The organism is Pedobacter sp. CG_S7 (assembly GCF_040544395.1).
Taxonomy (GTDB): Bacteria; Bacteroidota; Bacteroidia; order Sphingobacteriales; family Sphingobacteriaceae; genus Pedobacter.
Map to the genome: position 1 here is coordinate 1 of NZ_JBEONS010000017.1, position 18,068 is coordinate 18,068.

At 34.0% G+C, this 18,068-nt stretch carries 19 protein-coding genes; 12 read left to right on the top strand and 7 right to left on the bottom strand.

What is annotated here, in order from left to right:
• Positions 1 to 315 precede the first annotated feature (315 nt).
• From AAKU52_RS10425 to AAKU52_RS10445, 5 genes are all read left to right on the top strand, one after another.
• Positions 316 to 597, top strand: a complete 282-nt coding sequence (locus tag AAKU52_RS10425; protein WP_354333093.1) for an endonuclease — start codon at positions 316 to 318, stop codon at positions 595 to 597.
• Positions 594 to 809 carry an endonuclease gene (locus tag AAKU52_RS10430; RefSeq protein ID WP_354333255.1) on the top strand — a complete coding sequence of 72 codons (216 nt, stop codon included), beginning with the start codon at positions 594 to 596 and terminating at the stop codon, positions 807 to 809. The genes AAKU52_RS10425 and AAKU52_RS10430 overlap by 4 nt, the downstream gene beginning before the upstream one ends.
• Before the next feature lie 52 nt (positions 810 to 861).
• The gene (locus tag AAKU52_RS10435) at positions 862 to 1,287 is read left to right on the top strand and encodes a hypothetical protein (protein ID WP_354333096.1); all 426 of its coding nucleotides are present in this window, start codon (positions 862 to 864) and stop codon (positions 1,285 to 1,287) included.
• Positions 1,284 to 2,234, top strand: coding sequence for a hypothetical protein (locus AAKU52_RS10440; RefSeq protein ID WP_354333098.1), 951 nt, complete (start codon positions 1,284 to 1,286; stop codon positions 2,232 to 2,234). The genes AAKU52_RS10435 and AAKU52_RS10440 overlap by 4 nt, the downstream gene beginning before the upstream one ends.
• A gap of 419 nt (positions 2,235 to 2,653) precedes the next feature.
• Positions 2,654 to 3,304 carry an NAD(P)-dependent oxidoreductase gene (locus AAKU52_RS10445; protein ID WP_354333100.1) on the top strand — a complete coding sequence of 217 codons (651 nt, stop codon included), beginning with the start codon at positions 2,654 to 2,656 and terminating at the stop codon, positions 3,302 to 3,304.
• A 34-nt stretch (positions 3,305 to 3,338) separates the two neighbouring features.
• Here the strand turns inward: AAKU52_RS10445 and AAKU52_RS10450 are convergent, their stop codons facing one another.
• Positions 3,339 to 4,613 carry an Hsp70 family protein gene (locus AAKU52_RS10450; protein WP_354333102.1) on the bottom strand — a complete coding sequence of 425 codons (1,275 nt, stop codon included), beginning with the start codon at positions 4,611 to 4,613 and terminating at the stop codon, positions 3,339 to 3,341.
• Positions 4,614 to 4,816: 203 nt separating this feature from the next.
• The gene (locus tag AAKU52_RS10455) at positions 4,817 to 5,041 is read right to left on the bottom strand and encodes a CDGSH iron-sulfur domain-containing protein (RefSeq protein WP_354333105.1); all 225 of its coding nucleotides are present in this window, start codon (positions 5,039 to 5,041) and stop codon (positions 4,817 to 4,819) included.
• 476 nt (positions 5,042 to 5,517) lie between these two features.
• Here AAKU52_RS10455 and AAKU52_RS10460 point away from each other — a divergent pair, with 476 nt between their 5' ends.
• Both AAKU52_RS10460 and AAKU52_RS10465 read left to right on the top strand, forming a co-directional pair.
• Positions 5,518 to 5,778, top strand: a complete 261-nt coding sequence (locus tag AAKU52_RS10460) for a 4a-hydroxytetrahydrobiopterin dehydratase (protein ID WP_354333107.1) — start codon at positions 5,518 to 5,520, stop codon at positions 5,776 to 5,778.
• Between the two features lie 17 nt (positions 5,779 to 5,795).
• Entirely contained in the window at positions 5,796 to 6,734 is a 939-nt protein-coding gene (locus AAKU52_RS10465) for an SMP-30/gluconolactonase/LRE family protein (RefSeq protein ID WP_354333109.1), read from the top strand.
• A gap of 6 nt (positions 6,735 to 6,740) precedes the next feature.
• On the opposite strand, the gene AAKU52_RS10470 is transcribed toward AAKU52_RS10465, so the two are convergent.
• Positions 6,741 to 7,403: an HAD family hydrolase gene (locus AAKU52_RS10470; protein WP_354333111.1), complete on the bottom strand. Its 663-nt coding sequence runs from the start codon at positions 7,401 to 7,403 to the stop codon at positions 6,741 to 6,743.
• Positions 7,404 to 7,695: 292 nt separating this feature from the next.
• Positions 7,696 to 7,926: a hypothetical protein gene (locus AAKU52_RS10475; RefSeq protein ID WP_354333113.1), complete on the bottom strand. Its 231-nt coding sequence runs from the start codon at positions 7,924 to 7,926 to the stop codon at positions 7,696 to 7,698.
• A 732-nt stretch (positions 7,927 to 8,658) separates the two neighbouring features.
• Between AAKU52_RS10475 and AAKU52_RS10480 the strand changes: the two genes are divergently transcribed.
• Positions 8,659 to 9,333, top strand: coding sequence for a class I SAM-dependent methyltransferase (locus AAKU52_RS10480; protein ID WP_354333115.1), 675 nt, complete (start codon positions 8,659 to 8,661; stop codon positions 9,331 to 9,333).
• 96 nt (positions 9,334 to 9,429) lie between these two features.
• On the opposite strand, the gene AAKU52_RS10485 is transcribed toward AAKU52_RS10480, so the two are convergent.
• The 3 genes from AAKU52_RS10485 to AAKU52_RS10495 all read right to left on the bottom strand — a co-directional run bounded on the left by AAKU52_RS10485 (position 9,430) and on the right by AAKU52_RS10495 (position 11,460).
• Complete coding sequence (locus AAKU52_RS10485) at positions 9,430 to 9,960, bottom strand: superoxide dismutase family protein (protein WP_354333118.1); 531 nt, start codon at positions 9,958 to 9,960, stop codon at positions 9,430 to 9,432.
• Between the two features lie 158 nt (positions 9,961 to 10,118).
• On the bottom strand, positions 10,119 to 10,490 hold the full coding sequence (locus AAKU52_RS10490; RefSeq protein WP_354333120.1) for a hypothetical protein: 372 nt from the start codon (positions 10,488 to 10,490) through the stop codon (positions 10,119 to 10,121).
• Positions 10,491 to 10,614: 124 nt separating this feature from the next.
• Positions 10,615 to 11,460, bottom strand: coding sequence for a universal stress protein (locus tag AAKU52_RS10495; protein WP_354333122.1), 846 nt, complete (start codon positions 11,458 to 11,460; stop codon positions 10,615 to 10,617).
• 357 nt (positions 11,461 to 11,817) lie between these two features.
• Here AAKU52_RS10495 and AAKU52_RS10500 point away from each other — a divergent pair, with 357 nt between their 5' ends.
• The 4 genes from AAKU52_RS10500 (at position 11,818) to AAKU52_RS10515 (ending at position 18,046) form a co-directional block, all read left to right on the top strand.
• Positions 11,818 to 12,594 carry a DUF3050 domain-containing protein gene (locus tag AAKU52_RS10500; protein ID WP_354333124.1) on the top strand — a complete coding sequence of 259 codons (777 nt, stop codon included), beginning with the start codon at positions 11,818 to 11,820 and terminating at the stop codon, positions 12,592 to 12,594.
• 123 nt (positions 12,595 to 12,717) lie between these two features.
• Positions 12,718 to 13,284 (top strand): RNA polymerase sigma factor, encoded by a 567-nt coding sequence (locus AAKU52_RS10505; RefSeq protein ID WP_354333126.1) that lies wholly within the window; start codon positions 12,718 to 12,720, stop codon positions 13,282 to 13,284.
• A gap of 93 nt (positions 13,285 to 13,377) precedes the next feature.
• The gene (locus AAKU52_RS10510; RefSeq protein WP_354333129.1) at positions 13,378 to 14,436 is read left to right on the top strand and encodes a FecR family protein; all 1,059 of its coding nucleotides are present in this window, start codon (positions 13,378 to 13,380) and stop codon (positions 14,434 to 14,436) included.
• 100 nt (positions 14,437 to 14,536) lie between these two features.
• Complete coding sequence (locus tag AAKU52_RS10515; RefSeq protein ID WP_354333131.1) at positions 14,537 to 18,046, top strand: SusC/RagA family TonB-linked outer membrane protein; 3,510 nt, start codon at positions 14,537 to 14,539, stop codon at positions 18,044 to 18,046.
• The last annotated feature ends 22 nt before the right edge of the window (positions 18,047 to 18,068 follow it).

Genomic DNA, 18,068 nt, shown 5'->3' on the forward strand with positions numbered 1-18,068 from the left:
TAAAATACATAAAAATATCCTAAATAACAAAAAAAACAAGTGTAATTTATTGTTAATCAATTAGTTAAATCACATATTGCCTTGCAACGGTCTTAGATGGTAAGATATTAAATTTAGCAGGAGAAATTTGGGATAAATCGCAAGGTGAAGTTCAAGTTGACTGGATAGAAAATGAAGGAGTCAGAGTAAGTAGTATTGTTTATGACATTACAATTCTATGAAAATGTTCACGGTTCAGGAGCTTATTTTGGCCGATCAGAAAGTTGATATAGAAAGGCAATTGCAATTTATAGAATTGTAAAGAAGGAAAAAGAAATGGGCTTAGCAGCGTTCAACCAGGAAGTTGAAAAAATGGAATCTACCATGCCTTATAATTGTGAACATGTTGTTTGCCAATCCTGGTTCAAGAAACAAGAGCCTATGCGTGGCGATTTGCACCATTTGTTTGCTTGTGAAGCTCGCTGTAATCTTTTTCATAATAACTTTCCATACCATGATTTTCCAACTTATAACCCTACACCTGATACTGAAAAAGAAAACCCGCTTGTGGAAATGCTGAACAGGGGTTTTTTGAGCCTGAAAATAATAAAGGAATAGTTGCAAGAGCCGTTTTATATTTTCTTGTCAGGTATCCTGATAGCATTGCTGTTTATCAAAAAAAAGATATACAGACACTTAAAGATTGGGCTTTAAATCAACCTGTTACTTTATACGAACAACATCGCAACCATGAAATACACTTGCAGCAAGGCAATAGAAATCCATTTATTGACTTCCCAGAACTTATACAGACGCTCAATTTTAACTGAGGCTTACCAAGTGAAGCCTTCATTTTAATAATGTTTATTAAACGGAAAAGAAATGAAAAATATTACTATAATGGAGGGCTATCCAGACTTTAAAAGGCTGAGGATGGCCGGCCTTACTTATCCACTTGAAAAAGAAAAAATAGCGCAGTTAAGGCTTGTTAAAAAACAATATTTGGAGTTTTTACCAGCGCATCAGCTTTTAGTGGATTCCCGGGTGAAGTATGAAACAGCGATAGTGGACCTGGTTAAAAAAAACATTCTTATTGCAGCTGGTCAGGCTGCAGAAAATCCTAAAAATCTCTTTAAAGAGATGGAGCTTGGGAATTTACTGCCAACAAGTGCCGCTTACCAATTTTTAGCTGATCTATTAGATGAGCTGGTCAAAAGTTATAAGAAGGGTGCAAAGGTGAAAGTCGGGGAGGTTATTAATTGCGCTACTGTAAGTGACTGTATTGATTTGGTAATTAGTAAGATATGAAACTTAACTACAGTAAATTTATAGGTAAATTATGGCTGGTTAACACTTTTATTTTGTTATCATCTATTGTAAATGCTCAAACTGATTCATTAAGGAAGAATATGATTTCCGGCATTATAAAAAATTTGGAGCTGAGACAATCTTTCGGTTCAGCTGCAACGAAAAAAGAACCTGCGAGGTTTCACTTTACCCTACCTAAGGGTGCGCAGGATTCTTATTTGATAGATGCTGCAGTTGGGATTCCTTTTTTTGATGTCGCACTAACGAAGCAGCTTACCATTACAGGAAAAATTATCGGAGAGTTACATAGAAACACCCTGTTTGATGAAAGCCAATATACCTGGCTAACTGGATTTTCTTCAACCCTGAGAACAAAAATTCACAGGAACCAAACAAACACAACTTACTCCAGGTTTATTTTTACCCCAACTTTTAAATATTCCAGGAATGTGATAGATACCGTGAATGCTTTTGTATTTACCATGGATATTATTCCATTTAGGTCTGCAGAAAAAGGAATTAATTTAAGTACTTATACGATTAGGGGAAGTCGGAGACTGATTAACCTGGTTTCAATTATTCCTGCTGTAGAGCTTCAAAATAATTTCTCAGCAAATAACAAGTTCAACAACGGGACTGTCTTAAGGCCAGTCTTGAAATTGCAATATAGTTTAGGCGGCAATAAAAAAAGAATTCCTGCTGCTCTTATGGTGGAGCCTTTAAAAACCTGGGAAACTTCAATTGATTATACCCTTCGCTATGCGCTCATCAACTCTACTATAAGTAAGGAAAAGTACACAAACTTGCTTAAAACTGCTGTGGATTATTATTTTGCTACTGCACCGGTTAGCATTGCTTTTGGTGTTTCTTTTAATTATGGGTCTGACCCGCTACAGGGTTTAAAAAAGCAGCAGTACTGGCTTGCTACGCTAAGCATTCAAAAGTAAATATTTATAATGTAATGGATTATATTACTTATAATGAACTATAAGTTTAAGTAAGACTTAGTTCGCTACTCCTACGGAGCTGGTAGCGACCTGGTAGGGACATTGTTGCGGAAAACCGAAACAATGTCCGATTGAGGTGCGCCTAATAGGAGGGGTATCTCTATGGTATTCTTTAATCATACTAAAATACGATTACCTTTTATTCTAATTTATGCTTAATTCTTATCAATTAAATGGATTTATATATGATTAGAAGCGTATCTTTAAAAGATTAACAATTAAATAATTAAATATTTTGCTAAATGTGCATAAGGCTAAAATCTTATCAATACTTGTGCAAAGAAAAAACTTTAATGGTCAAAAAAATTTAAATAGTATTATTTTATAAATAACAATAGAAATATTTTAAAAATAAATTTATGAAGGTAGCATTAATTGGTGCGTCTGGCTTTGTAGGCAAGGCCATTTTAAATGAACTATTGAGTAGAGGACATCAGGTAAGGGCTGTTTCTCGTCACCCTGAAAACGTAGAACAAAACCCCAATTTAACCTTTGTAAAGGCCGATGTACTGCAGGGAGATAAATTGGTAGCTGCTTTAGCAAGACAAGATGCGGTGATTAGCACTTTTAATGCTGGCTGGAACAATCCAAACCTTTACAGTGAGTTTATTGAAGGTTCTTTGGCCATACAGGCTGGGGTTAAAAAAGCAGGCTTAAAACGACTTATTGTAGTTGGTGGAGCTGGTAGTTTATTTGTTTCTCCGGAAGTTCAGTTAGTTGATAGCCCAGATTTTCCGGAGGACTGGAAAATGGGTGCACTAGCTGCAAGGGAATATTTGAATTTATTAAAAGTTGAAAAAGAGTTGGAATGGACCTTTTTAAGTCCTGCTATTGAGATGACCCCACACACTTCTGGGAAAAGATCAGGCAAATACAGGATAGGATTAGAATACCCTGTATATGACGAAAACCAGAGGAGCATTATTTCTGTAGAGGATGCTGCTGTTGCATTGGTAGATGAGCTAGAGCATCCAAAACATATTCGTCAGAGATTTACTATTGCTTATTAAAATGACCAATAAAAGCTGTTTTTTTCTTATACGACTAATCGTGCATTTCAAATAAATACCCACTGTAAGCAAGGCCTTTTGATACACTGGTAAAATTGTCGCCTGAATTAACTTTTATCAAGGGAAATCTGCTTTTGAAAAGATGTTGAATTGCCCTAACCATTGAAGTGCCGCCAGTAATAAAAAGACTGTCTATTTCTTCTGGTTTAATGTTGTTTTTTAGCATAAAATCATCCAAATAACTACTGATTTTTTGGATGTCTTTATCAATGATAGCTTCATATTGTACAATCGTTATTTCTTCTTCAATTTCGATCTCCATATTAGAATAACTAAACCTTGAAACCTCACGATCAGATAAGCCAATTTTTGTTTTTTCTATGGACTGAAATACAGAGTAACCAAGATTATTGTCGATCAGGGTAATTAGGTTTTTGAATTTTGCGTCCTTTCCAGAGAAATAATAATAATCTTCTATGTCTTTTTTGATTCTATTTCCATTAAAAAAGTTCATTTTATCCCATGTGAAGATATTGGCGAACAAAGATTTAGGAACAGTTAATATTTTTCCTGGGGTAGCCTCATACTCGGTATTTTTGCCGAAATAGGGTGTACCCTTTTCCCACATAAAAGCCGAGTCAAAACTGTCTCCACCAATATAAATACCGCCAGTAGCCATTAAATCATTCTTCCTGAATACACTTCCAGCCTTTTCAGGATCGAGAACTAAATAGGTAAAATCTGTTGTACCACCTCCAAGATCCGCTACAAGTACTTTTTCTTGTTGCTGGAGGGTTTTTTCATAGGCAAAGGCGGCACCTATGGGCTCAAATTGGAAACGTACATTTTTAAATCCAGCAAGTTCGGCAGCTTTGCTCAAACGGTTTTGTGCAAGGGTATCTTTATGGGTATTGTCATCATCAAAAAATACCGGGCGGCCAATTATGGCTTTCTGGCAGTCTTGACCAATAAATTCATCCGCCCTGCTTTTAAGTTCTTTCAGAATTATGGCTACAAGGTCTGATGCGGTGTATCTTTTATTTTGAATGCGTGTTTCGGTAAAGCTACTCTTGGATAGTATTTGTTTCACCGATTTAATAAAGCGACCTTCCATACCATCGCTAAGGTATGCTGAAATGGCTTTTTCGCCCACAACGTAATTTAAAGAGCCTTCGCTTTTGTGGCTAAATGGGAAATAAATTAGGGATGGAATAAGGATCGTCGTCAGAATCTCCTTCTTTTCTTCATCGAAAATGGATAATGCCGAATTGGTAGTTCCAAAATCAATTCCATATAAAAACTTCTTCATTGCAAAAGGGAATAATTTATCAAAAAAATGTTGTGCCAGACTTTAACCGGGCGACGAAAATAGACAAAAAAGTTCAGAATTGAAATAATAGGAGCGGGGGAATCCTCCATATAGGAAAGGAAAGAAGGAAGTTGGGCCGGAGAAATCATTGGCCATTAGGGTTATTAAGGCTGCCAGAAACCTCTGGCAGCCTTAATAAGTTTTTAAACTTTTTTTGGAGGAAGGTCAAAAGCAACAGCTTCATGTTCAAAATGACCATTATGAGAACCATCACAAAATGGTTTGTTTTTTGAAAGTCCACAACGGCATATAGATAAAACCGTTCTTCCCTGAAGACCATAGGTATCTCCATTTCTGTCTACGATTTCAAAATCGCCTTCTATTTTCACAGATCCGTTATTGTTGATTGTAAGTTTTGTTTTTGACATTTATTTTGTTATTTAAAACAAAGCTAAAAGAATAAGATTAAATTGGTGTATTTGATGGTAATTTATTAATAACCGTATTCATTAAAATTTTAAGCTCTTTAATACAACTCCTAACTTCAATACTCCTTACGCTACAATGTTTTATAAATATCATAAAATATACTGTTGAAGTAGGCAAGATGAACTAAGAACTGCAGTGAATTAATTCACCTTGAAAAGTTTTATTCGTCAAACACTAATTGATGTATTTTTATTGAGGCTTTTGACGACTCCAATGATCATTTTTTTACGAAAAACAAAGTAATGAAATGAAGCCTGAAAAGCCCTTTTATGCTCGTTAAGTTAGTAAAAAATAGTTTTTTTAAGGTAAATAAAGCTATATTGACCTAACATTTGGGTTTTTAATAAAAACACTAAAACGTTATTTTTGTTTATCATTATAATTGCAATGACGCAAGCTCTACAGTTAATTGAAAATGGAAAATATAATTCAAAAACAATGGGAGGAAATAGATGATAAACTATATAAGGTTGTTATCTTCAAGGATTTTAACGAGGCTTTTGCTTTTATGATTAAAGTAGCATTCCTTGCTGAAAAGTATAACCATCACCCCAAATGGACGAATGAATGGAATAAAGTTGAGATTTGGCTTTATACACATGATGTTGGCACTAATATTACCGATAAAGATAGGCACATGGCTAAACAAATTGATGAATTACTGGGGCATGCCTAAAAACATAATATTTAAATATGAAATATATCTTCTACCTTTTGTTTGTGGCTTCAGCTTTACAAAGCTATAAAATAAAGAAGGCTTCTTCTACCTATAAAAATGCTGGTTTGCAGCAGGATAGCTTAAATAATGACACTAATCTTTTTGTTCAGGAGCAACTTAAACTAATTGGCTCTGATTTTAGTTTTACCGAAGGTTGTTCTTCTGATGGAAAAGGTAATGTGTTTTTTACAGATCAACCCAATGATAAGGTTTGGAAGTATAGTACAGATGGGAAGCTGACGCTATTTATGGATAAGTCTGGCAGAGCAAATGGTACTTATTTCGACAGTAAGGGCAACTTGATTATGTGTGCTGATGAAAAAGGAGAAATTTGGTCTGTAAATCTGAACGGTAAAGTTAAAATACTTTTAACTGATTATAATGGTAAACAATTAAATGGACCAAACGACCTTTGGGTAGATTTGAAGGGTGGGATTTATTTGACTGACCCTTATTACCAACGGTCGTATTGGACCAGGAACAGTCCTGATATTAAAAGTCAGGATGTCTATTATTTGCCGAAAGGAAGTAAGTCGGCGATTATGGTTGCTGATGGTTTTGAAAAACCAAATGGTATTGTTGGTACCCCAGATGGAAAGTATTTGTATGTTGCTGATATTAACGCCGGAAAAATTTACAAATACACAATTGCCAATGACGGAAGTTTGAGTAGCAAGAAATTACTGATTAACCGGGGTGCTGATGGCATGACTTTAGATGATAAAGGCAATCTTTACCTTACTGGGGGGGATGGGGTTTATATTTATAATAAAAAAGGAATAGCTATAGGTACTATAATTGTGCCTAAAGGTTCCAGCAATGTATGTTTTTCGGGGATGAACAAGGATATCTTGTTCATCACGTCAAAAAATGCAGTTTATACCATACCGATGAACGCCAAAGGGGTTGAATAAAACGGTTTAATTTTCTAGCAGTGGAATGATATCTTGATAAGATAAAGCTAAATAATTTTCTATATATAAATTACATGGCGGAAGTTCTTCTTTCGTATGGGAAGTAAGAACGCCAACAACTTTCATTCCTGCATTTAAAGCAGCGGTAACTCCAGAAAAAGAATCTTCAAAAACAACACATTGTTCTGGTGCTATGCCCAGGTTGCTGGCAGAAGTTAAATAAACTTCTGGATCTGGTTTGTGGTTTCTCACGTCCTCACTTGCCATTATAGAACCTAAATTTTCACGGATAGCGACTTTGCTTAAAATCAATTCAAGATTTGCATAGGGTGCAGAAGTGGCAACGCCGATTTGGGCCCCATTGTTTTTTAAATCACTTATAAATGTTAGGATACCAGTAATAGGTTCAATATGCGGTTTGTAAATCATCCTGAACATACTCTCCTTTTCCTCTTCCAGCTCTAATAATTCCTGGCCTTGTATAGGTCTTTTTAAAAAATGGCTAAGTATATAACTATTGCTTTTGCCATACATGTGCGTTGCAAACTCTTCTTCAGTTGGTGTTAAGCTTCTTTTTAAGAAAAATTCCTGGAAGGCCAATGAATGATATGGATTAGTATGACAGATGACACCGTCCATATCAAAAATGACTGCAATTTTTTTATTCATCCGGCTAATTTAAGAATTCTAAATCAGGGATAAATCATATCTGTGTTATTTGATTAGATAGTTGAATTACTAACGCTTGATAGTCTTTTTACAAAAAATTTAAATAAAATTAGGTAAGTTTTCAATGCTTAACTTATTGACTTTTTATTCCATAAAACCAAAACTATTTACTTAGCGTAAGTTTTAAAATTAGGCCTTGGTTTGCGCATTCATTTATAAAGCCCGATAAGAGCAAAAGCCTGATGGGTGGAAACATGCCCCTTGACTTATTTGAGTAATGCCAGGCTTCGGCCTAAAGGCCTTCTTTCGGTTGATCTAAATAACCCCATTCTTCTTCATCTTTTAATTCAGGGTATTCAAATCCCTTCTCTTTTAATACAACATAAACCATCCAAATCAAAAGAATTGGAGATAAGCCAAATAAAATAAAGACAATTCTACAGAGGCCCATTAGTTCGAGTGAAACTACATATATGATCAGATATGCAGTCGCTATTATTACTGCTCTTTTTGCTGAAAACATAATATTATAATTTAAATATTCCTTTAACAGCCCAATAAGAAATAAGTTTTTATTAAAAAATGCTTTGTTAAAAAAGGATACTATCTGGGGGAGTTTTAAATATCAATTTACCTTGGTTATTGGAGCTGAAATAAATACAAAATTAAATTTGGCATTAAAATTAATGTGATAAATCCTAAATCTATTTTGCTATTAATTTTAGCATTTTTTTTAATCGAAAATGTTTTATGCAAATAACTGTTATCTACATAAAATAGTCAATATCATTACTCAAATAAAATAATATATTTTATTAAAAATCAATTGTTTATAAGATTTAATTTATGTTTTTATTTATAATAATTTTAAAGAATTAAACTAATTTAGTATATCTTTTTTAGTCTTAAAACTAGCAGAATAGGGGTTTTAATAAGCTTAAAAAGTACTGTTTTATCTGTGTACTGAAGTTGTGTAATTTCTCAATTTTAACATTTTTAATCAAAGTCGTGTTTATCCAGACTATCTTTGAATAAAAAGAATTGATTGCAAACTGACGTTTTTGCCACTTGAATCTTTCCTTTTTTATAGACCGTTTTTTTAAAATTTTCACCTCCAGAAAGGTGTTGTTTTGGAATTTTCACCAAGCTTTAATAAAGAGATAGATAAAACCGCCATGATCAAACACTGATAAACGGAAATGATGATTACTTTATCTTCTTTGAAAAACAATTTTATACTGAGGGAAATTAAATTATGGAAAAAGAATTGATAAACGACATTGTTGGATGGGACATTGCGAACTGGTCTAAGGCATTAGATTATTGGGAAAAAAACATATCTGTTTCAAATAAAGAATACCAATGTTTAGAGTTAGGATCTAGTAAAGGAGGTATGTCTTTGTGGCTTGCCTTAAATAAAAATAAGGTGTTATGTTCAGATCTTTACGGACCTGAAGAAGACGCTTATCATATGCATGAAAAATATAACTGTTCTTCAAGAATTACTTATGCAGCAATAGATGCTACTAATATTCCTTATGAGGACTATTTTGATGTGATCATCTTTAAATCTATTTTAGGTGGAATTAGTAGCAATAAAAACCAAAATAAAGGAAACACAATAAATGAAATTTATAAGGCATTAAAACCTGGTGGGATCCTTTTTTTTGCAGAAAACCTGGAAGCAACGTTGTTACATAAAATTTTAAGAAAAGGATATGGTACAAAGGATTGGAATTATTTGAAATTAAGTGAAATAGACGAGGTATTTTCTCCTTTTAGCATGGTAAATTATACGACAGAAGGTTTTTTTGGATGCTTTGGAAGGAATGAGAAACAAAGAAATATGCTGGGGAAAATGGATAGTCTACTAGCCAGTTTAATTCCAATGAAAAGTAAATACATTGTTATTGGGGTTGCTGTTAAATAAAAAAAAGTATCAATAGGTGATTTATTTAAATTCCCTATTGATACTTTGAGATTTTGTTTAAGAATGAAAACCTTTTTCTTAAATTATATTAAATAATTAAATTTTCGTTATTACACCGCAACCCACCCTGGGGCCTGAGTTTCCTGTTGGTTGAGTAGTGTAATCATCAGTTCCTCCATGTACGATTATGCCACGCCCCACGATGGATTTAAGGTCATTGTTCACAATATTCCATCTATCGGTAGTTATTGACACCTCACCGTGGCCTTTTGCATCTAATTTAATGTTACCAATGTCTCCAGAGTGATATGCAGCTGAACCCCATTGACCATGGTTCTCATTAGTTGGGTTCCAGTGTCCATGAGCATTTTCACCCATATTTCCACAATCGCCGTGTTCATGAAAATGTACTGCAACAGTACTGTCTGCTCTGGCAGGATAGTCTATTACAAGATCCATTCTCATTTTTCCATCATTTAATTGATAAAACTTTGCAGTACCAATGTCTTTAGCATCTGCAGTAGTGGCTAGTGTTGCTAATGCAACTTCTGTTTCTTTTTTTTCTGAACAGGAAGTGAAGATTGTTGTCGAAACAAGTAACGCAATAGTTAAATAATTTTTCATCATTATATCTATAATTTTAAAGGTGATGAAGCTATCACAAGCTTCTATTCATTATTTTTATAAGCTGTAAGCTTATGATGGTCTCAGTAATTTATTGATCAATGATTGTATGGTACAACAAAAACTTGGGAGTTTAGTTTTATATAGCTCAAAAGTTAAACTCATTTTATCCTTTTATAGCCTTCTGGTGAAAATGCATCTTTTCGCTCACTACATTCATCATTTAATGCCTCTATTTTCAAAATATCATCCTTGATTATAAATTTATAATTAGCTGGCTGTAAATCGCAAGAACTCCTGCCGCTTAATTTTTGTAAGACCAAAGTGTCGCCCTTGATTTGAAATGAATTTGTTTCTAGCAATTCTTCTCCCATATAAGTGAAAAGACTATCTTTCTTAAACTCCATTTCAACAGCAATAGCATGGGGTACATTAAGTGTACCCGACCATTTTGAATTAGAAAGTTCTTCAGATTTTGGTACCTGCGTAGAGAGGCAGCTAACAGCAATAATTGTGGTTAATAAAAAGCGCATAGTTTTTTGATGAAATTGTGAAAAATTAATTTAAGCCGCTGAGTTTAGCAGTTTATTAAAGTTAATAAATAATATTGATTCATTTAAATTAGTTTAATTTAAATAATTAGGGTGCAGAAAACGACTATAATTTGCCTATTCCTTCTTGCAGTAATAACAATGGGATAGGAGTTTGATAAGTAAGTCTTTTTGTAATACTTCGGTGAAATATACTTTCAAAAAAACCATGCTTTTTCTGTAGAGCAATCACTAATTGTACGTCATGATTTTTAATAAATTCAAGGATGCCAGCAGCAATATCCTCATTTTCATTAAAATAATATTCAGGATCTTCATTATCCAATACATCATGTAGAATGGCCTGCTCATTTATTAAATCCGTATTGAACTTTACTTCGCCACTTTTTTCAATATTTAACAGGAGTAAACGGGCACTTAATGCGGTAATAATATTTTTAATTTCAATTGCAGATTTTTGTAAATCACTTTTAAGGTCTGTTGCAAAAACAACCTTATTGATTTTTTCAAACTTCGACCGATTGGGGACGAGAAGTAGTGGTGTAGAAATCTCTCTGGCTACGCTTATCGTGTTACTGCCAATAATAGCCCGTTCAAAACCGCTCATTCCAGTGATACCCATTACGGTTAATTCTGCATGGTACTGCTCTGAAAGTGAATGTACAGCAAATAACAGGTTTTTCTCGGTGGCGAGCAGCTCAATACTGGTATTTTCGCTAACGAAAGTCCTTAGCTCATCTCTTAAATCTTCTAGTTTTTTAAGACTTTCTTCTCTTCGTAATTCCATGCTAACCTGGTTGGGCATGGGTATCTCAGTTGCTAGAGGCTTAAATTCATAAGAGTTAAAGAGTATGAACCGTGAAATACTGAATTGATGTGTTAAAGCTGCAGCGTATATTGCGGCACTTGAAGCTGTATTCGAAAAATCGGTAAGGACAATAAGCGTTTTCATAACTATTTCTTAATTTATAACAGTTTGTTGATTAACTAATTAATCTAATTACATTTATTATTAAGTAATGTTCGCATCGCAGATTTTCTGGATGCTTTACTTAAAATAACTATGTTTTATTCTTTACAAAATCAACCTGTAAAAGACACTCGTATTTAATATAACTATGTTTTATTTTATATCCCAAACTACTTTGTATACTTAAACACTCATTAAAAGAATCATATTTCGAGCTGCTACAATTTTATAATGGTTTTAATGGAATTTATTAAAAAAAAGGGTTTAGCCTTTTCCACCTACGCCAGAGGGATTTAAATATAATTCAATTACTTTTGCACCAAAAAAGAAATACTACCAATGAATAAAAATATTGATGAAATCAAATTGGAAATTGAACCACTTAGACAACAAATCATTAACCATAAAGTTTATGCTAAGATTAATGATTTGAAAGATTTAAAAGTTTTTATGGAACATCATATTTATGCCGTTTGGGATTTTATGTCTTTACTTAAATCATTACAAATCAACCTTACGTGTACCACTATTCCATGGTTTCCTGTTGGCAATGCAAATACCAGGTCGTTAATAAATGAAATTGTTGCTGGAGAAGAGGCAGACATAGATGACATGGGAAACAAGAAAAGTCATTTTGAAATGTATCTGGATGCCATGAAACAATGTGGAGCAGATACTAGCCAATTTGAGCTTTTCATTAATGCTTTAAAAGTGGGCAGCAGTAGAGCGGAAGCTTTTATAGCAGCTGACACCCCTGAAGCGGCAAAATGCTTCGTCGATTATACTTTTGAACTGATTGATAGTAATAAATTACACGAACAAGCCAGTGCTTTTACATTTGGCAGAGAAGATTTGATCCCTAACATGTTCTTATCTATTATAGATGACCTGAACCATAAATTTCCTGAACAAATGTCTAAGTTTAAATATTACCTTGAAAGACATATTGAAATTGATGGTGACCACCATAGCCATCTGGCACTGGAAATGACTTCAACGCTTTGTGGTGATAATGAAACTTTTTGGAAGGAGGCTAAAAATGTAGCTATAGCATCTTTACAAAAAAGAATTATATTATGGGATGGTGTTTATGATAGTATTTATACGTTAAATTGAATTGTTTAATTTTTTTTAAAGTAAAGCTTATAGCTTGTTAACAATAATGCAACAGTGTTGAGGTAATTTAGATTTGCATAGTAAGTATAAATACATAGATTTGAGATAACCAACTATAAATCTATGTCTAATCATTTACCTGATTTAAAACATCTTATTAATCAAGTTGCCTTATATAATAACCAAAACGCGTACCAACAGCTTTTCAAAATATTATTTCCGTCTTTATTCAGGTTTAGTTTTTTTCTTTTAAAATCAAAAGAATTAGCCGAAGAAGTTGCAAGCGATGTGATGATTACGCTTTGGAGGAACAGGTTAAAATTACTTCTAATAGATAATATAAAAGTCTATGCCTTTGTAATAGCACGCAACCTTTCTTTGAATGAGCTGAATAAAAACTCCAGGTATGAATTTATATCTATAGATGCCATCGAAATTGACGTTTTCCTGGACAGCTTGACGCCAGAGCAAATCTATATTAATGACGAATTAAGGAAAAAGATTGAGATGGCTACTCAAGAGCTTCCTAATAGGTGTAAACTAGTTTTTAAATTGATCAAAGAGGAGGGGTTGAGTTATAAAGAAACTGCTGCCATTTTAAATATTTCTACTAAAACTGTAGATGCCCAATTAGTTATAGCTATTAAAAAATTAACAAGCATTCTTAAAGCCGAGTTCAACCTGATTTAATTTATTTAAAGTTTTTTTAAAATTGTTTAGGGAGTTCTTCGAAAAATATTGTCCTAACTATAAACCAATATAAATTTTTCGACGGCGATCCTTATGGATAAAGATAGAATTTTTGAATTATTAGCCCGCAAAATGGCTTTTGAGGCTTCAAAACATGAACTCGAGGAGCTAAATGAGTTGTTGGCTAAATACCCAGATTCAATTTATTATGATGAAATCTTAGCACAGCTTTGGGTTAATTCAAGAAATTCACCAGAAAATAATCCTGATATTGATAATGCTTATTTACGTCACCAATTAAAATTCAAAAACGAGTTTTTATTTTCCAAAAAAAACCGAGTATCTCATAATCGGTATCCTTATAAAATTCAACTTGGAATCTTTTGTGCTTTATCAATTCTCTTTTTTTTAGTGTTTTTCTTTGTTAAAAAAGAAGAGCGTTCAATTCTCAATATTCAGATCATTGCTGGCAAAGGTTTACGGAAAAAGACAACATTACCAGATGGAACAATTGTTTGGCTCAATTCTGATAGTAAACTATCCTACAACTCTAATATCTGCCAAAATTCAACACGTATTGTTTACCTCACAGGTGAAGCTTTTTTTGATGTTGCCCACCATAAGAATCGTCCCTTTATTGTGCAGACCTCTAAAATGGCTGTAAATGTTTTAGGAACGGCATTTAATGTTAAAGCCTATCCAAAAGATAAAAAATCTGAGGCTACATTAATCCGTGGTTCCATTGAACTTTCAGTAAACAACAGGCCTGCGCAAAAAATACTGTTAAGTCCTTCTGAGAAATTTGCTTTAGTTCAGAACAATATTGGAAAAGAAGAGCAGTCTCCAGTTACACAAAACATCACTTTAACAATTGAACATATAAATCCTGTTATAATAGGTGATAAGGTTTATATCGAAGAAACTTCCTGGAAAGATAGTCAGCTGGTTTTTAAAAACGAATCATTTGAAGAGCTAAAACCAAAATTGGAGCGCTGGTTTAATGTGCGTATACAAATGCACGCACAAAAAATCAAGTCTTATCAGTTTACAGGAGTTTTTAATAATGAAAACATCAAAGAAGCCTTAACCGCAATGCAATTAATCAAACCTTTTAATTTTAAACTAACAGCTGATGACGTAATTATCTATTAAAAAAAGGGAGAAAATGCTGCAAACATTTTTCCCCCTTCTAAACCATTAAAAGTAGTAATTACTACGCTAACAGATTTTTAACTTTGAAACCCACAAATCTATGAAAAAAAAAGAACTGTGCAATAAGGTTCTACGTGTCCACTTTTCTAAAACAAAATTATTATTGATGTTAAATTGGATCTTTGTACTATCGTTTCTAATGTGCTTGCAGGTGTCTGCGTCAACATTTTCTCAAAACACTAAAGTTGATTTAGACTTTAGTGAGGTAAAATTAAAAGATGCTTTGAAAATTCTTGAAAAGAAGGGAGATTTTAGGCTGTTATTTAGCGAAGAAGATATTCCTAATCTTAAAAGTATATCTCTAGTGAAAAAGAACATCCTAATTACTGATGCATTAACCTTACTTTTAAAAGATACAGGTTTAAAGTTCCATGTGCTAAAAGATGATTTGGTTGTCATTAGGTCACAAAATGCAGGGAGCATCGATGTTGTGGTAAAAGGTCAGGTAACGGATTCCAAAGGTTCGCCTATTCCAGGAGTAAGTATAAAACTTAAAGATGGTGCTACTGCTACCAGTACAGATTTATCAGGAAATTACGCAATCAGAGTCCCGGATAATGGAGTTCTGGTATTCACGTACATGGGCTATATTACCAAAGAAATTGAAGTAAACAATCAAGCGTTGATAAACATTAAACTCCTTGAAAACACTCAGGAGCTTTCAGAGGTCATCGTTGTAGGTTATGGAACCCAAAAGAAGGCAGTAGTTTCTGGTGCTGTAGCTGCTATAAAAGGTTCAGAACTTGCCAAAACACCTACTGTAAATCTTTCCAACTCTTTGGCAGGACGCCTGCCTGGTGTAACAGCTGTTCAAGCAAGTGGCGAGCCCGGTTTTGATGGCTCTTCAATTCGAATAAGAGGCGTAAATTCATTAGGAAATAACGATGCTTTAATTGTTATTGACGGTGTTCCAAATAGAGCAGGTGGTTTAGAACGAATCAATCCGAATGACGTGGAGAGTGTTTCTGTATTAAAAGATGCTTCGGCAGCAATTTATGGTTCTCGTGCTGCTAATGGGGTTATTTTAATTACGACAAAACAAGGTAAAATGGGAAAACCACAATTATCATACGATTTTGGGTATGGCCTTCAACAACCAACCAGAACTCCTAAAATGGCTAATTCTTCACAGTATGCAGAAATTTTAAATGAGCTGAATATTTTTGGTGCTGGTTTGCCCGTTGAACAATGGCAAGCGGCCTGGCAAGGTTTCAACTCTAGTGGTAAATATGTTCGTACTGATAATGGGAATACGATTAATGCAGCTTATAGGCCAGATGAAATGCAAAAACTTGCAGATGGATCTGATCCTTTACGCTATCCAAATACAGACTGGTTTAGTACAACATTAAAAGAATGGTCACCACAACAAAGGCATAATATGCAAATAACTGGTGGTGCTGAAAATGTAAAATACCTGGTATCTCTTGGGTATCTGGATCAAGACGGCTACTACAAAAATTCAGCTACAGGATTTCAACAATATGACTTGCGAGTAAACCTGGAAGCTAATATCAATAAATATATTACGACAACTTTTGGAATAACGGCAAGAGAAGAAGTGCGTAATTTCCCAACTGTTGGTGCTGGAGATATCTTTAGAATGCTAATGAGGGGTAAACCCACAGAAGTTGCTGTTTGGCCAAACGGACTTCCGGGGCGCGATATTGAGTTTGGATTTAATCCTTATGTGATTTCTACAAATTTGACAGGCTATAATAAAGATCGTAGGGATTATTTTCAATCAACAGGAAAAATAGACATAAAGATTCCCGGAATTGAAGGATTAAAAGTAACAGGTACGGCTTCTATCGATAAATTTGCCGGAAGACAAAAAAGATGGCAAACCCCGTGGACATTATATGATTGGGACAAGAAAACTTTTGAAGCAGATGGCGTAACGCCAGTACTTGTTGGTTCTGTACGTTCTGAACGCAACGATGCAAGTTTGTCTGAAAGTGCCGGTAGTCAATTAGCCATAAATTTAATGGGTATGGTAAACTATGATAAAAAAATAGAAAATCATACGTTTAACTTGATGGCAGGCATTACCAAAGAAAAGGTTAATAATGATGGCTTTTCTGCTTCCCGCAGATATTTTCTTTCTACGGCATTACAAGAATTGGTTGCAGGTAGTGATAAAGAACAAACTGTTGGCAATGCTGGCGAACCAAATAACCTTTTTAATAGAGCTCGGTTAAGTTATTTTGGAAGAGTGGGCTATAATTATAAAGAAAAATATCTTGCTGAATTCTTGTGGAGGGCAGATGGTTCTTACATTTTTCCAGAGGATAAACGTTTTGGATTTTTCCCAGGTGTTTCTTTGGGCTGGAGATTATCAGAAGAGCCTTTCTTTAAAGATAATATTACCTTTATTAACAGCTTGAAAATTAGAGGATCATGGGGTCAAATGGGTGCTGAAGCCTATTTTGGTGATGCATTGGCAGAATACCAGTACTTAAACACAATGGGTTTTGGGAATTATGTGATCAACGATCAGCTCAGTCAAACTTTATCAGAAAGCAGAGTACCTAATTTAGACTTTGGCTGGGAAGTAGCCAATAATAGTAATATAGGTCTGGATGCCTCCTTTCTTAATCAAAAATTGAGTTTCGAATTTGATGCTTTCTATAATAAGCGTACAAAGATTCTCATCTCAAGAGTTAATTCTGTACCAGGAAGCTCAGGCATCACAGATAAATTACCTCCTGTAAATTTAGGAAAAGTTAACAATAAAGGATTTGAGTTTAAATTGTCCTGGAATGATCGCTTAGGAGAATTTAACTATGGTTTAAGTGTTAATGGTGGTTATGCTAAAAACAAGATCCTATTTTGGGATGAAACACCTGGTGCCCCACAATGGCAACAGTCTACTGGTATGCCTACAGGAACCCAATTGCTATATCAATATGCCGGAGTATTTAAAGATCAGGCTGATATTAATGCCAATAAAATTAATTACAGTGCTTTTACCGGTAATTTATTACCGGGAGACATGAAATTTAAGGATGTTAATGGAGATGGTAAAATTGATGGTGATGACCAGGTTAGAATGGACAAAACTAATATACCTACTTTTACTGGTGGTTTTAACCTCTACCTTTCTTATAAAAACTTTGACTTTTCAGCTTTAATTCAAGGTGCTACAGGTGGAATTCAGACTGTTGGATTAACGGAATCTGGTGATATTGGTAATTTTTTAGAATGGTCATACATTAACCGCTGGACCATTGATAAACCGAGTAGTGAATTTCCTCGTTTATCTAACCGCGGGCAAACCTATTATACAGATGCAAATAATGCTGCTAGTAACACCTACTGGACCCGGAGTAATAATTACGTTAGGTTAAAAAATGTAGAACTCGGTTATACTTTATCTGATAAACTAACAAAAAAAGTAGGCTTAAGTGCTTTAAGGTTATATGTTAATGGCTTAAATCTAATAACCTTGGATAAAATAGGCATTTGGGATCCGGAATCAACAAATTCAAGTGCACAATATTACCCACAAGCACGAGTAATCAATACAGGTATTAAGGCAACTTTTTAAATATGAAAAAAAGAATTAGAAA